The organism is Staphylococcus sp. NWU MKU2 (assembly GCF_033283605.1).
In the GTDB taxonomy this organism is placed as follows: domain Bacteria; phylum Bacillota; class Bacilli; order Staphylococcales; family Staphylococcaceae; genus Staphylococcus; species Staphylococcus haemolyticus.
On record NZ_JAVSMH010000001.1, the window covers coordinates 338,633 to 355,354 of the forward strand.

A 16,722-nucleotide genomic window follows, 5' to 3' on the forward strand; every position below is an offset into this window, starting at 1 on the left:
AAATTATTTATTATCGTTATTACCTTTTACTTTATCGATAAGGTCGTTGGCTTTGTTTTTAACGTTTTCAACTGCTTCTTTGGCTTTACCAGAAGCTTTATCGTTTTGACCTTCTTTTTCTAAATCTTTATTGTCAGTTGCGTTACCAACAGTTTCTTTTAAGTTACCTTTTGCTTGTTCAAATTTATCTTCAGCCATTTAAAATTCCTCCTTGATTGTCTGTATCTTTACTTAATAATTACATACCCCTATAGTCTTTTCATTAAACACCTTATTCATAAATTTTATATATTATAGAATATTTTTCATTCTATTTAATAATTCTTATATAATGACACTGTAACAATAAAATTAAAGGAGGTATATGATGAAATTTATTAATTTTACCGCTATGACTGAAAGTGGTTTAACTAAAAAAGTAAATCGCTTTTTAGAGGAGAATCCGTATATCGAAGTTATTAAATTTGATTATACAATGGGATCTGGTGGACAAGGCGTCGGTATATTGTATAAGGACAGAAAATCTTTCTAAATAACAGAAACTCCGTAATCAAAATGGTTACGGAGTTTCTTTCATTATTATTTCGCTGGTACAACTGCACCTTTATATTTGTCTTTAATGAAGTCTTGGATTTCTTTAGATTGTAACACTTCAATTAAAGCTTTAATTTTTTCATCATCTTTATGTCCTTTTTGAACTGCGATTAAGTTAGCATAAGGGTTGTTATTTGGTTTTTCAACAGCAATTGAATCTTTTTGAGGGCTTAAGCCTTGATCAATCGTATAGTTAGAGTTGATGATTGCAGCATCTACATCTTCATTTTGATAGATTTTTGGAAGATATTCTGCTGATTGTTTACTGTTGAATTTGATGTCTTTTTTGTTTTCAGTGATATCTTCGAATTTAGCATCTTCGATTTTTACACCTTTTTTAATTTTAATTAATCCTTCATCAACAAAGAATTTTAAGAAACGTCCTTGTTCAGCTGGGTTATTTGATACATAAACTGTTGCACCTTTAGGAAGGTCTTTTAAACTTTTATATTTTTTAGAGTAAACAGCCATTGGTTCTAAGTGAACTTTACCTGCGTCTTCAATTTTGTATCCTTTTTCTTTACTTTCAGTTTTTAAATAAGGTACGTGTTGGAAATAGTTAGCATCCAATTCACCTTTATCTAATAATTTGTTTGGCGTAGTGTAATCATTAATTGTTTTAATTTCTAAGTCATAGCCTTTCTTTTTAAGTAAAGGTTTAGCCTTTTCAAGAATTTCAGCGTGAGGTGCTGGAGATGCGCCTACAACGATTTTCTTATCTTTATCCCCACTACCATTACCACAAGCTGCTAAAACGACTGTTAATGTTAATACTAAAAATAAGCTTAAAAGTTTTTTCATTGAATCATTCCTCTTTTCTTTTAGCGTTTGTCAATTTTATTTGTAATCCAATCCCCAATAAATTGAATTATAAATACGATAATTAAAATAAATACAGTTGAAACTAAAATGACATCGTTTTGGTTACGAGTGAAACCTGTTAAGTAAGCTAAGTTACCTAAACCACCTGCACCAATTACACCTGCAATTGCAGTAGAACCAACTAATGCGATTGCTGTTACAGTAATACCTGAAACTAGTGCTGGCATTGCCTCAGGTAGTAATACTTTTCGGACAACTGTCCAAGTACTAGCTCCCATTGACCAAGCCGCTTCGATAACACCTTTATCTATTTCTTTGAAGGCAATTTCTACTAATCTTGCATAGAATGGTGCTGCACCAATAACTAGAGCTGGTAAGGCACCAGTTGGACCACTTATTGTTCCAAGGATCACACTTGTAAATGGAATTAATAACAAGATTAAAATGATAAATGGAATCGCTCGGAATAAGTTAACAATAAATGAAACGATGCTATAAAAGACTCTAGCACCTTTGGAATTACTCTTAGCTGATAAGAATAATAGTACTCCTAAAATCAATCCAAAAATAAATGCAAAAATAGTTGAAACTACAGTCATATATAATGTTTCATAAATGGCTTGCCATACTTCAGGCCATTGGACGTTAGGCATTGTAATCATCTCTTTAAAAATATCACCATAAGATTTATCCATGCTTAACCACCTCCACATTTACATGTTGCTGATGTAAATCTTCTTTAAATGTCTCAAACTCTGTTTCAGCAATATGTGGAATATGAACCACCAAGAATCCAACAGAACCACCACGGGTATTTTTTATGTTTGCTTCAAGAATATTTATATCAATGTTATGCGTTTTACTTATGTAAGATACAACTGGTTCAGTCGTATTATCACCATTGAAGTTGAGCCTAACAATGTACGCATCTGAATCTAATGGTTCTAGATGTTTGATTGATTCTTCAAAATCATCATCCAAATCATCTTTCACAAATCGTCTTGTAACTTCATGTCGTGGATTTTCAAACACTTGCGTTACTTTACCTTGCTCAATTACACGTCCACTTTCCATAACGGCTACTTCATCACAAACACGTCTGATAACATGCATTTCATGAGTGATAATCACGATTGTAAGGTTTTCACGTTCTTTAATTTTTAGCAGTAGGTCTAAAATCTCATCTGTTGTTTGTGGATCTAATGCGCTTGTAGCTTCGTCACATAAGAGGACGTCAGGTTCATTAGCCAAAGCTCTTGCAATTCCCACACGTTGTTTCTGCCCACCTGATAATTCTGATGGATAAGCATTTTCTCTGCCATTTAAACCAACAAGGTCAATTAATTCTCTCGCTCTTTCATTTGCTTTGCTTTTAGAATACCCTGCAATTTCTAAAGGGAACGTGATATTTCGAAGTACTGTTCGTGACCATAATAAATTGAAGTGTTGGAATACCATACTTACTTTTTGTCGTTTTCTTCTTAATTCTGCTTTTGAAAGTTTGTTAATATTATCGCCATCTATAATAATATCGCCAGAAGTAGGTTCTTCTAAATTATTGAACATTCTGATTAACGTACTTTTACCAGCACCAGAGAATCCGATAACTCCGAAAATAGAGCCCGTTTCTATATTTAAGTTAACGTGATCAACTGCTAGTACATCTTTATCTTTAGTGTGATAACGTTTTACAACTTGATTTAACTCAATCACGTTTAGTGCCTCCTTAAAAATCATTATGTAATTAAAAAATGCTTTCTCACTTTAGAAAAGTTGAGAAAGCATTGATTCATCTTTCTCTCATCTTCTAAAGTAATCAACTTTATGTGAATTGGCACCATTTCTATAACTAGACGGTTGCCGGGCTTCATAGGGCACATCCCTCCACCTCTCTTGATAAGAGTTTTCGCACTATTTAATTAATTTATATCCTACCATTGCACTATAATTTCGTCAACAATTATTTTAACTTTTCTAACAAATAAGGAACAGATTGAAAAGCGTAGATTCTATCTATCTCTATATCTTTATTCATTACTATTAGAACAGGAACTGACATAATTTTGTTACGCTCACTATATTTAGGATGGTAATTCAAATCGATTTTTTTAACGGGTAATTGTAGTATTTCATTTGCGGTATCTAGCATTCGCTCTGACATTTTACAAGTACCACACATCGGTGTGTATCCAAAAATTAGATGTTTTTCTTTATTAAAATTCTCACAAATATCTTCTATTTCTACAGATTTACTCATGCATGATTACTAACCTTTCAGTCGTTAAATTAGGAATTAGACGTTTCTCTTTACGAACTGTAAAGCCATGTTTACTCAATACATGCGCAAGATAATTCTTTGGGCATCTAGCTACCTCACAAAATGTTTTATCCACATAGATATGTTCACATTCGCTAAGATGACGTTTAAACCATTTTCTTATCTTTTCACCTTCGTCATCTGAGTCTGCTAGAACAAAGACTTGCTTATCATATAATGTTTCAATCATGTCATCTAATTTATCAATACTCATTGTACCATGCGTACAAATAATATTTATAGGTTCAGCGATGACTTGTTGTACTCTCTTCTTATCAGATTTGCCTTCAACAATAATAACTTTATTTAAAATTGCCATGATAATCCACCTTCTAAGTCGATAATAAACAATCAGTTACTTTTTCACAGAACGCTAATAGATTAAACATTATTTACGATTATTTAACATTTTATATCAACAAAGTATAAATTTTAAAATTTGTTGATTATTATTTAGAAAAATAGGCAAAATAAAAACTCCATGACCGTAATCAAGGAGTTTAAATTAATTATTCACCAATCATTTCTTTGTATTGATCAGCTGATAATAAATCATCTAATTGGCTTTCATCGCTAAGTTCAACTTTAACCATCCATGCTTTCTCATATGGTGATTCGTTAACAAACTCAGGACTATCTTCTAATTCTTCGTTTGATTCAACAACTTTACCAGATACTGGCGCATATAATTCAGAAACAGTTTTAACTGATTCTACACTACCAAAAGTATCCCCTTCGTTGATTTCGTCATCAACTTCTGGTAATTCAACGAATACGATATCACCTAATTCACCTTGTGCGTATTCAGTAATACCAATTGTTACTGTGTTGCCATCAACTTTTACCCATTCATGTTCTTTAGAATATTTTAATTCGCTCGGTACTGCCACGAGAATCCCCTCCTAAAATTAATTACAATTTAATGATGCCATACCGTAAGTTTTCATTCAACTATTAAAACAAAAAGTTACAATAATTTATATAAATAAAATTTGTAATTTTAAACTATAGCCAAATTTCTTTGTATTGATCTTCTTTAAATCCTAATGTGATATTATCTCCAGAAATAGCTAATGGTCGTTTAACTAACATGCCATCTGAAGCTAATAAATTTAATTTTTCATCAGTTGATAAATCTTTTAATTTATCTTTTAACCCTAGTTCTCTATATTTAGCACCATGGGTATTAAATAATTTATTAACCTCTACACCTGTTTTATCGATAATTTCTTCAAACTCTTTTTTAGTTGGTGTGTGTTGTACAATATCAATTGGTTCGTAACTTACGCCATGTGTATCTAAAAATTTTGCGGCTTTTTTACAAGTTGTGCAATTTGAATATTGATAAAATTTAATCATTCAGATGTAACCTCCTATTCTGTCTTATTTTAAATATATCAGATAATCTATGTAAACGCTCAATATTTTAAGCTTAATTTTTCAATTAAAGGAAATTATTCGTTATAATACATTTAGTAATTATCTAAAGGAGCGTTTGTTATGCAAAGTATTAATACAACTGATGCGTTTAAATCAACAATTGAAAGCGATAAACCAGTTATTGTAAAATTTGAAGCTGGTTGGTGTCCTGATTGTAAAGCTATGGACATGTGGATTGATCCAATCGTCGAAAAATATAACGACTATGATTGGTATACTGTTAATCGTGATGAACTCGAAGATGTAGCTGCAGATAATGATGTTATGGGTATTCCTAGCTTATTAGTATTTGAAAATGGTAATAAACTTGCACATTTACACTCTGCTAATGCTAAATCACCTGAACAAGTAGAATCATTCTTATCAGAAACATTTAACAAATAGGATATAGTATAGTTATCTAATTCGAAAATTTAATTTGATGATACTATTCTGGCATAGATGGCTAGAACTGAGTAAAGTTTGATATAAGTGCTTTCTCAATTCTGTTAGCTAGTGCCCCTATAATAATAATGACGGCTGAGACATTTATTTGTCCAGCCGTCTTTATTAATTCTAGTATTTTGAAATTAAATGTTTGTTTTTACGCGGTGCTTTTGGTGGCACTTCTTCTAAATCTGTTAGGTAAAGGAAACCTGCAATGACTTCATCTCCATGAACGCCAAATACCTTACGAACTTTTGGTTCAAAAATGTAAGGTGGTGTCTTCCAACATGTACCAATCCCTTGTTCATGTAATAGAAGCATTAAGTTTTGAGCATACGCACCCATTGCAAAAAAGTTTTCACGATTTTGTCGTTGTCTTGGGTCAGTTTTAAGTACTAACACTAACATACCACCAAGATTAGTCACATTATTATAATGATCTTCTTGTTTCTCAGGATGATTTGGAAATGCAAAATGCGTTACATCTCTGCTCATTTCACCTAATCTATCTTTGGCTATATGGATAATTCTCCATGGTTCTCGCATGCCATGGTTTGGAGCATCTGCAGCTTTTTCGATCGCTTGATAAAGCTTATCATCATCTATTGTCATATCATGTTTAAATTTCTTTATACTTCTTCTTGAAGCAATTGCCTCTTGTAATTCCACAATTATCGCTCCTTATTGTTGATAACTCTTCTCAATTATAAAACCTTTGCCTCTTAATTTCAAATGTATCTTAATGATTACTATAAAATAATAGTTGTTGTTTTAAAGTTTTAACATGTATTTGTCCAGGCGCTTGGGGCTCACCTAAACATCCATAGGATACAGCGCCTCCAAACACACCTTGAGCTGTTCTACTAACTAAGCCAGCACCAGACATAGAAATACCAATCACCTTAGCATCAAGAGTGTCGGCACTTGTTGCTATCGCTTCAAGCAAAGTAGCTACGTCTTCTTTGTCTTGTGGCATGACAGCTATTTTGACATAATCTGGGTTTAATTGATTCATTTTATAATATGTAAATTTTAAAACATCTATATCAGGTGTTTCTTGAAAATTATGATAAGATACAACAACTTGTTTATTATATCGATGTGCTAGGTCAATTAAATCACGATGCGCGAAAACATCAAAATCACTATCCCATTCAATATCAATCATTTGGCAATGATGATTTTTAATAATCTCTTTTAATAATGTCATGTATGCTTCATATATCATTTTACCTTTACCGCCTTGTGAGACCGTGCGATACGTTACCAAGATGTTAGCGTTTATATTTAATTCTTGTAGTTGTTCTAAATTGGATTTAAGCAACTCAAGATGTCGATCTTCCCATTGGTCAATCCGTAATTCGATTATATCAATATCATTACTATATTCTTTGATACTATCTAATGTTAATGTATCCAGTAATTGATTGGGAGCAACTGTGGCAGCCACTTCAACATTCGTCATAATGATCCCTTCTTCCTCAATTTAACTTGTATTTATTTTAAACTAAAGGCCGTCACTCTCCAACCTCGAGTAACATACTTTTCAATAAAATTAATAATCAATGATTTAAAAATATGTAAATGGGTAAATAATAAATGTATACGAATTTAGGAGGTAATAATAATGGCAGTTCAATATGAAACAAAAGCTACTAACGTTGGTGGACGTAAAGGACATGTAAACACTGACGATAATGCAATAAATGTAGATGTATTACCACCACAACAAGCAGACGGAAACGCAACTAACCCTGAGCAATTATTTGCTGCTGGTTACGCTTCATGTTTCAATGGTGCGTTCGATCTTATCTTAAAACAAAATAAAGTACGTGACGCTGAACCAGAAGTTACTTTAACGGTTCGCCTTGAAGATGATCCAGATGCGGAAAGTCCAAAATTAAGTGTAGCGATTGACGCTAAAGTTAAAAATGTATTGTCTCAAGAAGACGCTGAAAAATATTTACAAGATGCACACGAATTCTGCCCATATTCTAAAGCAACTCGTGGTAACATCGATGTTGATTTAAACGTTCAAGTAGTAGATTAAATTTATATATAAAATAAATATGTGATTATTTTAATCATGTACTCATTATTTTAGACACAAAAATCTTTTGGGGATTTTTGTGTCTTCTTTTTTTGTGAATTTTGCCAATTTAAGTTATTCTATAAATACAGTAAATAAAAAACTTTATAAATCATTTATACATATTAAAACTCAAATAGTTTTTATAAAATTATTTTTACTTCAATCTTTTGAGTTCACCCTATTATTTATATAATTAATAAAATTTTAAAAACGTTATTCTATGACAGGTATAGGAGGACATGATGACAAATATTCGTATACTAAAGCATGATGATTTAGATCATTATACTCAATTATTATCCAGCAACACACACACTTATTCGTGGGACAAAGTCTATTTAGAAAATCTTTCAAACGAAGATCTTAAACAAATGCTATCCGATGATGATGAATTTTGTAATATTATCGGTGCTTTTAAAGATGATGAACTTGTAGCATGTGTTACTTTACGTCAATTAAAGCAAGTTGGAAGTTCTCACAAAGCTATGATAGAGAATTTATTCTTACTTGATAAAAAAGATGAAAGTACGATTGTAAATTTAATGCAATTTGCTATAGATCACGCTAAATCTCGCAACATTGAAAAATTGATGACTTGTGTAACTTCTAATAACATTAGTGGCAAAATCTTTTTCTCATCTATGGGATTTGAAACTTTGGGTCTAGAATCGAAGTCTTCAAAAATTGGTGACGAATATTTTGATGTTCATTGGCTATTATATGATATTGTTTAACCCCTATTTTAACTATACTTTTAAAAATTTTTCTCTAGACATTTAATTTATGACCTTTATAATAATTGATATATTCTAAATTTTCAGATTTTATAAAATTTAAAAATTCATAAGTCTAGGGGGATTATATTGTTACAAGCTATTTTACATGGAGTATTGTTAGCTATAGGCTTAATACTACCATTAGGCGCTCAAAACATATTTGTTTTTAACCAAGGCGCTAATCAAACGAAATTTAGGCGTGCACTTCCTGCTGTTATTACAGCTGGTTTATGTGATTCTTTACTCATCATACTAGCAGTGGTTGGCGTGTCCCTTATACTTATGTCATTTCCAATACTTCAAATGATTGTTTACATAATAGGATTAGTATTTCTACTTTATATGGCGTGGACATTGTGGCATGAACAAAGTAGTGATATTGATGAACAAGGTGGCATCTCACCTGCAAAGCAAATAAGCTTCGCACTCTCTGTTTCATTACTTAATCCTCATGCAATTATGGATACCATTGGCGTAATAGGTACAAGCGCTTCTGCCTATGATGGCTCTGTAAAGATAGCATTTACTATTGCGACAATTAGCGTTTCATGGCTATGGTTTATATTTCTAGCTATTGCTGGTCGTACTGTAGGTCATTTTGATAAATCAGGTCGCCTATTGATCTTACTAAATAAGATTTCAAGTATTATTATCTTAATCGTTGCATTAATGATACTTCAAAAAATTTATCAACTCATATTTTAAAAATGCTTTTCTTAAATATAGCAGTAGGCTAGAACTTAAAATAACTTATCATAAGTGTTTTTAGGTTCTAGCCATTTCTGTTTTGAAGATTTAAAAAGCAAAAAATCTCTACAAGTAATTGACCTTGTAGAGAATGTTGAGTTAATATTTTATTTTTTGACTTGTGCCTATCTATATTTGCTATATTTTAATTTTCATGTTTAGTAATTTCACCGTTTTCTGGATCAATCTTTTCAATAAACTGAAATTCATAATTTCTATATTCAAATTTTAGAATATGACAATTGCCAATAAAGTAATTAATTGCTTCTGTATCTCCAATAACTTTTCTCAAAAATACGTCAATCGTAGTTCCATGACTTACAACTAAATTCGAATCACTATCTGATGTGCGCATTATTTCAGTTAAAGTACCTATAAAACGGTCTTCCACTTCATTTTTAGACTCTCCGCCAAACACTACTAAACGATCCCCAAAAGCATCTGTAATATCATAATTTGCGTTTAATAAATCATTACTTTCGCCTTCTAAAATACCTAAATGCCATTCTTTGAGTCCCTTTAAACGGTTATAATCTTGGTTTGGTGCGACGCATTCCAATGTATCACATGCGCGTTCAGAGCTAGATGAATATAAATTTCCAAAAGAAATATTATGTTCGTTAAAATATTGACCAGCTTGTTTGGCTTGAGAGATTCCTAAACTTGTTAAAGGAGAGTCACTTGCCCCCTGCACCTTACCTCGTAAATTAAACATTGTTTGTCCATGTCTCATTAAATAAAGTGTTTTTGACATTGTATACACCTCAAACTTAGTTTTTGTTTCAAATTACTGACATTAATTGAACGCGTTTATTTGTTATTAACCGTTCCTAAGTACAATTGTATTTTCGAGTAATAGTATACATTAATTTTTTAATTTTCAAAAACAAGAACATAGAAAAAATTTATAAAGTGGTTTGAGTCCCGTCATGGTGGGTATAAATTATTATAAGATTCACAATTCTAAAAGGAGTGTCTTTCATGAGCGACCATAATCAATATAATTATGTTAATCCAAATAAGCTCTCGTTAGATTGGGAATGTTTAATCATAAGTAAAACAGATATGTTATTAGATGGTGTTCCAAAAGAATTAATTAATTCTTGGATGGACAGAAATATTATTGAGCCTTTTTCAATAAAAGATAATGAAATTAACTTTAAAACTAAAGATGTGTGGAATGCGCTAAACACCCAAAATTGGTATTACGCTCACTCAAATTAATTTATAAAGACTTATTGCTCTATTAGTACTTTCAATAAGTTGATGATCGACGTAGTTAGACATAACATACGATCTAATAGCTTTGTTATTTCGTTCGTGTTTTGGAAACTCACAGTCGTTTTCGATATATTGAGCTAAACTTCCTAGAGGTGTATCATCGTTTATAAATCCAATTATAAAATCATAGAATGTCATAGTTCCCCTCCTCAGTTTAATTAATCTCTCTTAAAATATTTCATTATTAATATTTTCTAAACATATAAGATAACTCAACTTTAACATGTAATTAGCAACTTTTGCTTATTTCTAGTATATAACTCATTGCATTAAATATACTGTTTAAGATTATTAAATCATTTACCCAATAATTAATCACTTAATTTGTTATTTATTAAGATAGTAACTTGTCGTAATTGTTACAATATGATGAAGAAATCGAAGTTCATTTATTTAGTTATGTAGCTTCACGCAAAAATGAATATAAATATTAAAACATTTATCAAAAGTTATAAGGGATGTTGTGTCAACCGCTTCATTAAGTCGGTTGGCATTTTTGTATATAAAGAAGATTAAATATAAGTTTGATATATATTATTGCTCACTTTTACAATATTAGCAACTAAATTTTTGACAAATTCTAATATTAAGATAAAAACATACAATTACTTTGATTAACTCGTTTTACCGGTATACAATAAATGATATGATTATATAAAGTTTAACTATTTAATAAGAGGTGACACCCATGAATAATAATAAAATTTTTTGGATAAATATTTTTATTACGTTATTATTTTTGGGTTTCAATATCATTGTCACTTACAATGCAGGCTTAGATGATTTCTTCTGGCTAATTCCAGGACTTACAATTAGTGGTATTACAATTGTACTAAGCTTAAGTACTGCGCTCATTTGCAAGAACCTGGTTAGCGAAGTTATTTTTCTAATCAATATTGTTATGCTTTTATACTACATTTATCCTATGGTATATACATTCTTTTAATATAAATTTAGGAGGCTTACGCATGAGTTTGCATTTAACTATATTGTTATGGCTTGGTATCATTTTTGTAATAGCAGCCTCAATTATATTGGGCTTATTACTTAAATCTAAAAAAGAAGAACGTAAAGAATCATATTTAGGTTTTACCGTAATATTTTATATTTTTGGATTTGCTTTACTCATCTACGTATTCATATTTGGTATATTATAGCGTAGAATTAAAGAACAAAATGACATTGTTATTTTTGTTCTTTTTTATTTATATCTATATGTAATATTCATTAATAACTCATCAAATATGATTTGTTAATTTCTAAGGAGTATCAAAGTGAAATATTCAATTTCTCCATTTATAAAAATATTCTTTGTTACACTGATAATTCTTATAACTTTTCCAACACACTTATTAGCTTATACGAGTAACTCTAATGCACTCTCACCAACTGAAGATGATTTTGATTTACAGCCAGGTGATATTATACTCACTAAGGGCCCAGTTTTATTTGGTTTCTTTGGTCATTCTAGTATCGCACTTGATCACGATACCGTTTTACAAATAGAAGGCCCTGGAGACAAACCCATTACAGAGTCATTCCATTCTTTCAAACAACGATTTGGTGAAGGCAAAGATGATTGGATTAAAATCTACCGTTGTTCTATGCCTGGAGCTGGAGAGAGAGCAGCTAAATGGGCTGAAGAACACTATAAAGATACAGATAAGACATATCTAGTCACTTTAAATCTTAAAAGTGAAAGATTTACATACTGTACTAAGATTATTTATCAAGCTTATAAATATGGCGTAAGTAAAAATTCAATTAACGAACATGGTTTACTCATCATTTCTCCATACGCGCTTGTAGATAATTTCACGAAAGATTATCAACTCAAATTAGTTAAACAATACTGAATATCCATAGTAAAAAGAGTAGCTTTGAAATAGCTACTCTTTTTTCGTTAGACAGTTTCCTTGAAATAATTTATGAAATGCTCATTTTCTTCTAATAAATCAATATAAGAAATAGAGCTAAACGGGATAATACGCGTACAATTTTTTAAAGGATAGATAATAATTTCATTTTCATAATCTAGATGAATATCATTTTCTAATACCATTTTTTTAGAACCCACTACAATCGCAATTGCTTTAAAATCATTATTATCAAAATACTTTTTTAATAATTTTTTATCCATGTTATCTCACATCCTATTCACTTCATATTTACCATAATTTTGTAAAATAACAATGAAATTACCGTATAATTTATGTAAATATATCTTTTAAAATATTTTCAAAAATTTAAAACATTTACTAGTCATTTCATTATAAAATAATATTATATTAAATTTAGGAGTGACTATATTGAAAAAAGTTTTATTTACATTATTATTAGGTCTTTTTATATTAACTGGTTGTAGTTTTTCGAATGAAGATAAGGAAGAAGATCATTCTAAATCTAAATCTTCCTCACAGAATAAAAAAGAGAATGATGATACTAAAAAGAAAAATGAACAACATTCTGATTCTAATTCATCAAAAAATGATGCTGAAAGCGATGATGAATCTACTGATCAAAGCAATGAAGACAGTTCTTCCAACGAACAGCAATCTACTTCTAACTCGTCTTCTCAGAATGCAAAGCAAATCGATATTCACAATATAACTGACCGCGCCACATTAGAAGCAGTTATAAACAGTAACAATTACTCTGAAATAGATAAAATTGCTGCCTATAATAGCGCAGTTGCAAATGGTGTTATTCCACAAGGTAATGTAATGGAAGGCCCTGCAAGTGAAGCTTATGCAAGTTCACTACGCGTGGAAAGTGGTCAAGAAAAATCTGTTTATGATCAGTCTAACCAGTCTTCAGAAGAAGAAAACACAGACGATCCAAATGCAGAAATCAACGCTGCAACTAATGAGGATGAATACGTAGATGCTTTGAGAAAAAAATATAACGGCGGTTTATCTTCTGGAGAGATTCAAACTAAGCATGCAATTGAACAAGGCTATTATGATGGTGATGATGCTGAAGAAGTTTATCAAACAATACAACAACGAGAACAAGATATAGCTAACGGTAAATACGATAAATATAAGAATAATTAATAAAGTTCATGGACTTAGAGAGAGGCAAGCTATCACATGTTAAATATGTGATGTGACTATGTATCTCTCTATTTTACTTCTTTTCTCATTTGATATAGATAGTACGGTTTCTTATTAATTTCTCCAACAATTTCAAATCCCATTTTTTGATATAGTTTCAATGCTGGATCATTATCTTGTACTACTGTTAAAGAAAGTTTACTGAAGCCTGATTCTTTAGCTTTTTGTTCAGCAAAATTTAATAATTGTTGCCCTACTCCTTTTCCCCTTGCATTAGGCATAGTCGCTAGCATACTAATATGGTATTCATCTTCATTACCCTCGTCCATCGTTACAAGTGAATAAAAGGATTTCGGATGTGAGATGATTGATAAGAAAGGTTTCAACTTATTCATTGAAATAATTTGAAGTACTGTTGGCGTCATCGCTCTATCAATCTTTTTTAAAGGATTGCACGTTATAGCCCCAAGCACTTGATTATCTTCATGAGCTACAAATGACATATCATGACTAAAGCGATTCGCACGATTTTTCCAAAGTTGTTGTAAGTCATCAATAATTTCATTATCACTTGACTTACCTAATATAATTTTAGCCATGTCATCTATTGCCGAGTAAATTAACTGACCCCCTTCATTATGGTGAGGCTTCGCTGATTGAATTGTTATTTTCGTCACTTTCATTCCTCCTTATTTCAATTATTTACTTATTTTTCTAAATTAAACAATATTTGAGCTTATCAGTAATATAATTTATAATATAAAAGTTAAATTACACATTTTTATTATTACAATCAATATAAAGGAAGGTCATATGAGAAAAAGAAAAAACTGGTATTCTAAATTATATTATATTTTTATTTCTGTCTTAATTATTACTATTATAGTTATTGCATTTATACTTTATAAAACGCGTGAAGATAAACAAAATCGTTCATTAGATTATTATTCAAATTTCGAAGAGCTAAAAGAAAACACAACAGAAGGTAAAGATTGGCGTATTAAAACGAAAAATCGTAAAGATAATCACATTCTTGTCACAGCAATACATGGCGGAGGTATTGAACCAGGTACAACTGAACTTGCACGTCGTGTGGCCAATATAGGTGAATATGATTTTTACACATTCGAAGGATTAATGCCAAAGCATAACGAACGCTTGCATATCACCTCAACTGTGTTTGATGAACCGACGCTATTAAAAATGTTAGACCACTCAGATGAGACAATATCTATTCATGGCTATTCAGGTGAAGACCCTATTGTTTACGTTGGCGGTAAAGATAAAAAATTAGCGAAATCAATAACTAAATCATTAAAAAATAAAGGCTTCACCGTTCAAAAGAGTCCTAAAGGTATTGAAGCAACATCATCATCTAATATTATTAATAGAAGTGATAATGACTCAGGCGTTCAACTTGAATTAACTACTGGGCAAAGAGCATTATTCTTTAAGGATAAACAATTAGATCAAAATACAAGAAAGAACCCAGACAATTACACACATACATTTTACAAATTCGCTAAAGCAGTTAATAAAGGCATTGAAGATGCACAGTAGTTTATTAACCCCTACGCTACGTTTTCAATCATATTTAATTTGGGTATAACGTATTATAGTGAGGGGGAACATGTCATGTTAGATTCATTAACGCAAGAACAAAAATATACGATAGCTAAATTTTATAAATTATACATGGAACGTTCTAATGAAGGGCAATCTGAAAGTGAAGCGAATTATTTTGGAGATAGTATAAAAGCACAAGATGATTATTTCTGTGATCGTGAATACGATGATTTTTTAGAGAATTGTAAAGTTCTAATCGATCATGGTTATCTTGAAGGACAACTTACAGCAGATAGAATTGATGACATTACCGTTACTAACAAAGCTTTTACCGAAATAGAGCAAAGTTTTAAATAATTAATCAACTACGTTAGACTATTGCTAGCGTAGTTTTATTTTATGGAAAAGGTGAATATATGACTAACTGGAAAATAAATAACCAATCCCACAGACATTTGATGATTCAAGAACATGCGAATGAAATATCTATTGTTGAACCTTATCATAATGGATCTTTCAAAATATTAGCTGAAATCAACTTAAATCAAACATCAAACGAAGTACAACTTAACGATGAAAACTTATATGTATCTGTAAGTAAAGAGCATAAAGAAATTAACATTTTCGATAAGGTGAAATAGCTTAATCAATTATACGTTTACACAACTGTTTTTAAATAGTAATTAGATGTTAATTACAAGGTAATATGTATTATATTATATGTGTAGTACAATACAATTAATGATGTAAATTTAATGGAGGTAGCGTATGGAGAAACTGTTGTTCTATACAGGCACGGTATTACTAATTATTGCGATTATATTAATCTTGTTCGCTATTGTGGCAGTATTTAAAAATAAGAATTATTTTAAATATTTTGCGATGGCTATTACGATTATTCTACTAAGTATGCTTGCTTTAGGCATTCATAAAATGATTGAAAGTAATAATCCTTCTGAAAATCAAGCAACTCAATCTAAAGATAAGCAATCTAAAGAGGATAAATCATCTAAAGATAAAAAGAAAAAAGACAAAAAAGATGACGACAAAGATGATAATAATGTTACTCAAGAAGAACAAAATCGTTCTGAAGAAACATCAACTAATGAAGAATTAAATACTCAAGAACAACAAAGTTCACAACAAGAGCAACCAACAACTGAAGAATCAAATAACGAAGCACCTTCTACTCAACAAGATACTACACAGGATAATACTGTAAACAATCAAAATAATACTTCTTCTAATAATAATCAAAATGCGAATCAAGCAAACGACACAAATCAAAACTATAATCAAAGTAATAGAAATAGTAATAACAATGGTGATAATAGCGGTTCAAACGGAAATGTTTCTACAGAGGATAGTTCAAGTACTGAGAATCAGTCTAATGAAAATCAAACACAGACATATTCAGAAAATAGCTCCGCTGAACAATCTGACAATGGCGAAGCAACAACTGAGACTAATACAAATGAATCAAATAATAGTGCAAACTAATTAGTGTAATCAATATATAAACTAATTAATTCAATTACTTTTACCGGGATAATCAACTTTTCGACTTATCCCGGTGTTTTTTATTTAAATTATCAAATATTATTA

At 30.7% G+C, this 16,722-nt stretch carries 28 protein-coding genes and 1 riboswitch; of the genes, 14 read left to right on the forward strand and 14 right to left on the reverse strand.

Features of this window, described 5'->3' with window-relative positions:
* Nucleotides 1-3 precede the first annotated feature (3 nt).
* Nucleotides 4-198 carry a CsbD family protein gene (locus SBL15_RS01825; protein WP_037537239.1) on the reverse strand — a complete coding sequence of 65 codons (195 nt, stop codon included), beginning with the start codon at nt 196-198 and terminating at the stop codon, nt 4-6.
* Between the two features lie 169 nt (nt 199-367).
* Here SBL15_RS01825 and SBL15_RS01830 point away from each other — a divergent pair, with 169 nt between their 5' ends.
* Nucleotides 368-532 carry a hypothetical protein gene (locus SBL15_RS01830; RefSeq protein WP_016931019.1) on the forward strand — a complete coding sequence of 55 codons (165 nt, stop codon included), beginning with the start codon at nt 368-370 and terminating at the stop codon, nt 530-532.
* A 47-nt stretch (nt 533-579) separates the two neighbouring features.
* Here the strand turns inward: SBL15_RS01830 and SBL15_RS01835 are convergent, their stop codons facing one another.
* The 7 genes from SBL15_RS01835 to SBL15_RS01865 form a co-directional block, all read right to left on the reverse strand.
* Nucleotides 580-1,395: a MetQ/NlpA family ABC transporter substrate-binding protein gene (locus SBL15_RS01835; RefSeq protein ID WP_317955012.1), complete on the reverse strand. Its 816-nt coding sequence runs from the start codon at nt 1,393-1,395 to the stop codon at nt 580-582.
* A gap of 20 nt (nt 1,396-1,415) precedes the next feature.
* Nucleotides 1,416-2,111, reverse strand: coding sequence for a methionine ABC transporter permease (locus SBL15_RS01840; protein WP_011276310.1), 696 nt, complete (start codon nt 2,109-2,111; stop codon nt 1,416-1,418).
* Nucleotides 2,104-3,129: a methionine ABC transporter ATP-binding protein gene (locus tag SBL15_RS01845; RefSeq protein ID WP_107612619.1), complete on the reverse strand. Its 1,026-nt coding sequence runs from the start codon at nt 3,127-3,129 to the stop codon at nt 2,104-2,106. Before SBL15_RS01845 ends, SBL15_RS01840 begins: the two co-directional genes overlap by 8 nt.
* A gap of 84 nt (nt 3,130-3,213) precedes the next feature.
* Nucleotides 3,214-3,319, reverse strand: a riboswitch (SAM riboswitch).
* A 57-nt stretch (nt 3,320-3,376) separates the two neighbouring features.
* Complete coding sequence (locus SBL15_RS01850; RefSeq protein ID WP_107612617.1) at nt 3,377-3,673, reverse strand: thioredoxin family protein; 297 nt, start codon at nt 3,671-3,673, stop codon at nt 3,377-3,379.
* On the reverse strand, nt 3,666-4,052 hold the full coding sequence (locus SBL15_RS01855; protein ID WP_037537242.1) for a toprim domain-containing protein: 387 nt from the start codon (nt 4,050-4,052) through the stop codon (nt 3,666-3,668). Before SBL15_RS01855 ends, SBL15_RS01850 begins: the two co-directional genes overlap by 8 nt.
* Nucleotides 4,053-4,242: 190 nt before the next feature.
* Complete coding sequence (gene gcvH, locus SBL15_RS01860) at nt 4,243-4,623, reverse strand: glycine cleavage system protein GcvH (RefSeq protein WP_037537243.1); 381 nt, start codon at nt 4,621-4,623, stop codon at nt 4,243-4,245.
* Nucleotides 4,624-4,738: 115 nt separating this feature from the next.
* Entirely contained in the window at nt 4,739-5,092 is a 354-nt protein-coding gene (locus tag SBL15_RS01865) for an arsenate reductase family protein (RefSeq protein ID WP_037537244.1), read from the reverse strand.
* Between the two features lie 141 nt (nt 5,093-5,233).
* Here SBL15_RS01865 and SBL15_RS01870 point away from each other — a divergent pair, with 141 nt between their 5' ends.
* Nucleotides 5,234-5,557, forward strand: coding sequence for a thioredoxin family protein (locus SBL15_RS01870; protein WP_037537245.1), 324 nt, complete (start codon nt 5,234-5,236; stop codon nt 5,555-5,557).
* 171 nt (nt 5,558-5,728) lie between these two features.
* On the opposite strand, the gene SBL15_RS01875 is transcribed toward SBL15_RS01870, so the two are convergent.
* Together SBL15_RS01875 and aroD are read right to left on the reverse strand one after the other, a co-directional pair.
* Entirely contained in the window at nt 5,729-6,268 is a 540-nt protein-coding gene (locus SBL15_RS01875; protein ID WP_011276318.1) for a nitroreductase, read from the reverse strand.
* 70 nt (nt 6,269-6,338) lie between these two features.
* Nucleotides 6,339-7,064: a type I 3-dehydroquinate dehydratase gene (gene aroD / locus SBL15_RS01880; protein ID WP_107612612.1), complete on the reverse strand. Its 726-nt coding sequence runs from the start codon at nt 7,062-7,064 to the stop codon at nt 6,339-6,341.
* Between the two features lie 162 nt (nt 7,065-7,226).
* Between aroD and SBL15_RS01885 the strand changes: the two genes are divergently transcribed.
* The 3 genes from SBL15_RS01885 (at nt 7,227) to SBL15_RS01895 (ending at nt 9,172) form a co-directional block, all read left to right on the forward strand.
* Nucleotides 7,227-7,649 carry an organic hydroperoxide resistance protein gene (locus SBL15_RS01885; protein WP_016931015.1) on the forward strand — a complete coding sequence of 141 codons (423 nt, stop codon included), beginning with the start codon at nt 7,227-7,229 and terminating at the stop codon, nt 7,647-7,649.
* A 284-nt stretch (nt 7,650-7,933) separates the two neighbouring features.
* Nucleotides 7,934-8,425: a GNAT family N-acetyltransferase gene (locus SBL15_RS01890; protein WP_059747626.1), complete on the forward strand. Its 492-nt coding sequence runs from the start codon at nt 7,934-7,936 to the stop codon at nt 8,423-8,425.
* Between the two features lie 129 nt (nt 8,426-8,554).
* Nucleotides 8,555-9,172, forward strand: a complete 618-nt coding sequence (locus SBL15_RS01895; RefSeq protein WP_053017929.1) for a LysE/ArgO family amino acid transporter — start codon at nt 8,555-8,557, stop codon at nt 9,170-9,172.
* Nucleotides 9,173-9,359: 187 nt separating this feature from the next.
* On the opposite strand, the gene SBL15_RS01900 is transcribed toward SBL15_RS01895, so the two are convergent.
* Complete coding sequence (locus SBL15_RS01900) at nt 9,360-9,968, reverse strand: histidine phosphatase family protein (RefSeq protein ID WP_317955017.1); 609 nt, start codon at nt 9,966-9,968, stop codon at nt 9,360-9,362.
* Nucleotides 9,969-10,195: 227 nt separating this feature from the next.
* Between SBL15_RS01900 and SBL15_RS01905 the strand changes: the two genes are divergently transcribed.
* Nucleotides 10,196-10,438, forward strand: a complete 243-nt coding sequence (locus SBL15_RS01905) for a hypothetical protein (protein WP_011276324.1) — start codon at nt 10,196-10,198, stop codon at nt 10,436-10,438.
* On the opposite strand, the gene SBL15_RS01910 is transcribed toward SBL15_RS01905, so the two are convergent.
* Nucleotides 10,430-10,633 carry a sterile alpha motif-like domain-containing protein gene (locus SBL15_RS01910; RefSeq protein WP_033079647.1) on the reverse strand — a complete coding sequence of 68 codons (204 nt, stop codon included), beginning with the start codon at nt 10,631-10,633 and terminating at the stop codon, nt 10,430-10,432. The two genes, SBL15_RS01905 and SBL15_RS01910, sit on opposite strands and share 9 nt — an antisense overlap.
* Nucleotides 10,634-11,183: 550 nt before the next feature.
* Here SBL15_RS01910 and tsaA point away from each other — a divergent pair.
* From tsaA to lnsA, 3 genes are all read left to right on the forward strand, one after another.
* Nucleotides 11,184-11,441: a type II toxin-antitoxin system antitoxin TsaA gene (gene tsaA, locus SBL15_RS01915; RefSeq protein WP_037537251.1), complete on the forward strand. Its 258-nt coding sequence runs from the start codon at nt 11,184-11,186 to the stop codon at nt 11,439-11,441.
* A 22-nt stretch (nt 11,442-11,463) separates the two neighbouring features.
* Nucleotides 11,464-11,652, forward strand: a complete 189-nt coding sequence (tsaT, locus tag SBL15_RS01920) for a type II toxin-antitoxin system toxin TsaT (protein ID WP_011276326.1) — start codon at nt 11,464-11,466, stop codon at nt 11,650-11,652.
* Between the two features lie 117 nt (nt 11,653-11,769).
* Nucleotides 11,770-12,351 carry a lipoprotein N-acylation protein LnsA gene (gene lnsA, locus SBL15_RS01925; protein ID WP_011276327.1) on the forward strand — a complete coding sequence of 194 codons (582 nt, stop codon included), beginning with the start codon at nt 11,770-11,772 and terminating at the stop codon, nt 12,349-12,351.
* Between the two features lie 47 nt (nt 12,352-12,398).
* On the opposite strand, the gene SBL15_RS01930 is transcribed toward lnsA, so the two are convergent.
* Entirely contained in the window at nt 12,399-12,635 is a 237-nt protein-coding gene (locus SBL15_RS01930; protein ID WP_016931008.1) for a hypothetical protein, read from the reverse strand.
* Between the two features lie 160 nt (nt 12,636-12,795).
* On the opposite strand from SBL15_RS01930, the gene SBL15_RS01935 reads away from it, so the two are divergent.
* Complete coding sequence (locus SBL15_RS01935; protein WP_411861516.1) at nt 12,796-13,551, forward strand: hypothetical protein; 756 nt, start codon at nt 12,796-12,798, stop codon at nt 13,549-13,551.
* Between the two features lie 68 nt (nt 13,552-13,619).
* Here SBL15_RS01935 and SBL15_RS01940 read toward each other — a convergent pair whose 3' ends face one another.
* On the reverse strand, nt 13,620-14,228 hold the full coding sequence (locus tag SBL15_RS01940; RefSeq protein WP_107611452.1) for a GNAT family N-acetyltransferase: 609 nt from the start codon (nt 14,226-14,228) through the stop codon (nt 13,620-13,622).
* Between the two features lie 136 nt (nt 14,229-14,364).
* On the opposite strand from SBL15_RS01940, the gene SBL15_RS01945 reads away from it, so the two are divergent.
* The 4 genes from SBL15_RS01945 (at nt 14,365) to SBL15_RS01960 (ending at nt 16,617) form a co-directional block, all read left to right on the forward strand.
* Nucleotides 14,365-15,111, forward strand: coding sequence for a poly-gamma-glutamate hydrolase family protein (locus SBL15_RS01945; RefSeq protein ID WP_053019110.1), 747 nt, complete (start codon nt 14,365-14,367; stop codon nt 15,109-15,111).
* A 75-nt stretch (nt 15,112-15,186) separates the two neighbouring features.
* On the forward strand, nt 15,187-15,474 hold the full coding sequence (locus SBL15_RS01950; protein ID WP_011276333.1) for a hypothetical protein: 288 nt from the start codon (nt 15,187-15,189) through the stop codon (nt 15,472-15,474).
* A 59-nt stretch (nt 15,475-15,533) separates the two neighbouring features.
* Nucleotides 15,534-15,758: a hypothetical protein gene (locus SBL15_RS01955; protein WP_107611453.1), complete on the forward strand. Its 225-nt coding sequence runs from the start codon at nt 15,534-15,536 to the stop codon at nt 15,756-15,758.
* Nucleotides 15,759-15,885: 127 nt separating this feature from the next.
* Nucleotides 15,886-16,617, forward strand: coding sequence for a hypothetical protein (locus SBL15_RS01960; protein ID WP_107611454.1), 732 nt, complete (start codon nt 15,886-15,888; stop codon nt 16,615-16,617).
* The last annotated feature ends 105 nt before the right edge of the window (nt 16,618-16,722 follow it).

What these genes read in the sequence shown, in the direction of transcription:
- SBL15_RS01825 (WP_037537239.1), bottom strand. Translation starts at nt 198, where the DNA reads ATGGCTGAAGATAAATTTGAACAAGCAAAAGGTAACTTAAAAGAAACT.
- SBL15_RS01865 (WP_037537244.1), bottom strand. Translation starts at nt 5,092, where the DNA reads ATGATTAAATTTTATCAATATTCAAATTGCACAACTTGTAAAAAAGCC.
- SBL15_RS01950 (WP_011276333.1), top strand. Translation starts at nt 15,187, where the DNA reads ATGTTAGATTCATTAACGCAAGAACAAAAATATACGATAGCTAAATTT.
- SBL15_RS01870 (WP_037537245.1), top strand. Translation starts at nt 5,234, where the DNA reads ATGCAAAGTATTAATACAACTGATGCGTTTAAATCAACAATTGAAAGC.
- SBL15_RS01930 (WP_016931008.1), bottom strand. Translation starts at nt 12,635, where the DNA reads ATGGATAAAAAATTATTAAAAAAGTATTTTGATAATAATGATTTTAAA.
- tsaA (WP_037537251.1), top strand. Translation starts at nt 11,184, where the DNA reads ATGAATAATAATAAAATTTTTTGGATAAATATTTTTATTACGTTATTA.
- SBL15_RS01960 (WP_107611454.1), top strand. Translation starts at nt 15,886, where the DNA reads ATGGAGAAACTGTTGTTCTATACAGGCACGGTATTACTAATTATTGCG.
- SBL15_RS01955 (WP_107611453.1), top strand. Translation starts at nt 15,534, where the DNA reads ATGACTAACTGGAAAATAAATAACCAATCCCACAGACATTTGATGATT.
- aroD (WP_107612612.1), bottom strand. Translation starts at nt 7,064, where the DNA reads ATGACGAATGTTGAAGTGGCTGCCACAGTTGCTCCCAATCAATTACTG.
- SBL15_RS01830 (WP_016931019.1), top strand. Translation starts at nt 368, where the DNA reads ATGAAATTTATTAATTTTACCGCTATGACTGAAAGTGGTTTAACTAAA.
- SBL15_RS01910 (WP_033079647.1), bottom strand. Translation starts at nt 10,633, where the DNA reads ATGACATTCTATGATTTTATAATTGGATTTATAAACGATGATACACCT.
- tsaT (WP_011276326.1), top strand. Translation starts at nt 11,464, where the DNA reads ATGAGTTTGCATTTAACTATATTGTTATGGCTTGGTATCATTTTTGTA.
- SBL15_RS01855 (WP_037537242.1), bottom strand. Translation starts at nt 4,052, where the DNA reads ATGGCAATTTTAAATAAAGTTATTATTGTTGAAGGCAAATCTGATAAG.
- SBL15_RS01850 (WP_107612617.1), bottom strand. Translation starts at nt 3,673, where the DNA reads ATGAGTAAATCTGTAGAAATAGAAGATATTTGTGAGAATTTTAATAAA.
- SBL15_RS01900 (WP_317955017.1), bottom strand. Translation starts at nt 9,968, where the DNA reads ATGTCAAAAACACTTTATTTAATGAGACATGGACAAACAATGTTTAAT.
- SBL15_RS01835 (WP_317955012.1), bottom strand. Translation starts at nt 1,395, where the DNA reads ATGAAAAAACTTTTAAGCTTATTTTTAGTATTAACATTAACAGTCGTT.
- SBL15_RS01905 (WP_011276324.1), top strand. Translation starts at nt 10,196, where the DNA reads ATGAGCGACCATAATCAATATAATTATGTTAATCCAAATAAGCTCTCG.
- SBL15_RS01945 (WP_053019110.1), top strand. Translation starts at nt 14,365, where the DNA reads ATGAGAAAAAGAAAAAACTGGTATTCTAAATTATATTATATTTTTATT.
- SBL15_RS01885 (WP_016931015.1), top strand. Translation starts at nt 7,227, where the DNA reads ATGGCAGTTCAATATGAAACAAAAGCTACTAACGTTGGTGGACGTAAA.
- SBL15_RS01890 (WP_059747626.1), top strand. Translation starts at nt 7,934, where the DNA reads ATGACAAATATTCGTATACTAAAGCATGATGATTTAGATCATTATACT.
- SBL15_RS01840 (WP_011276310.1), bottom strand. Translation starts at nt 2,111, where the DNA reads ATGGATAAATCTTATGGTGATATTTTTAAAGAGATGATTACAATGCCT.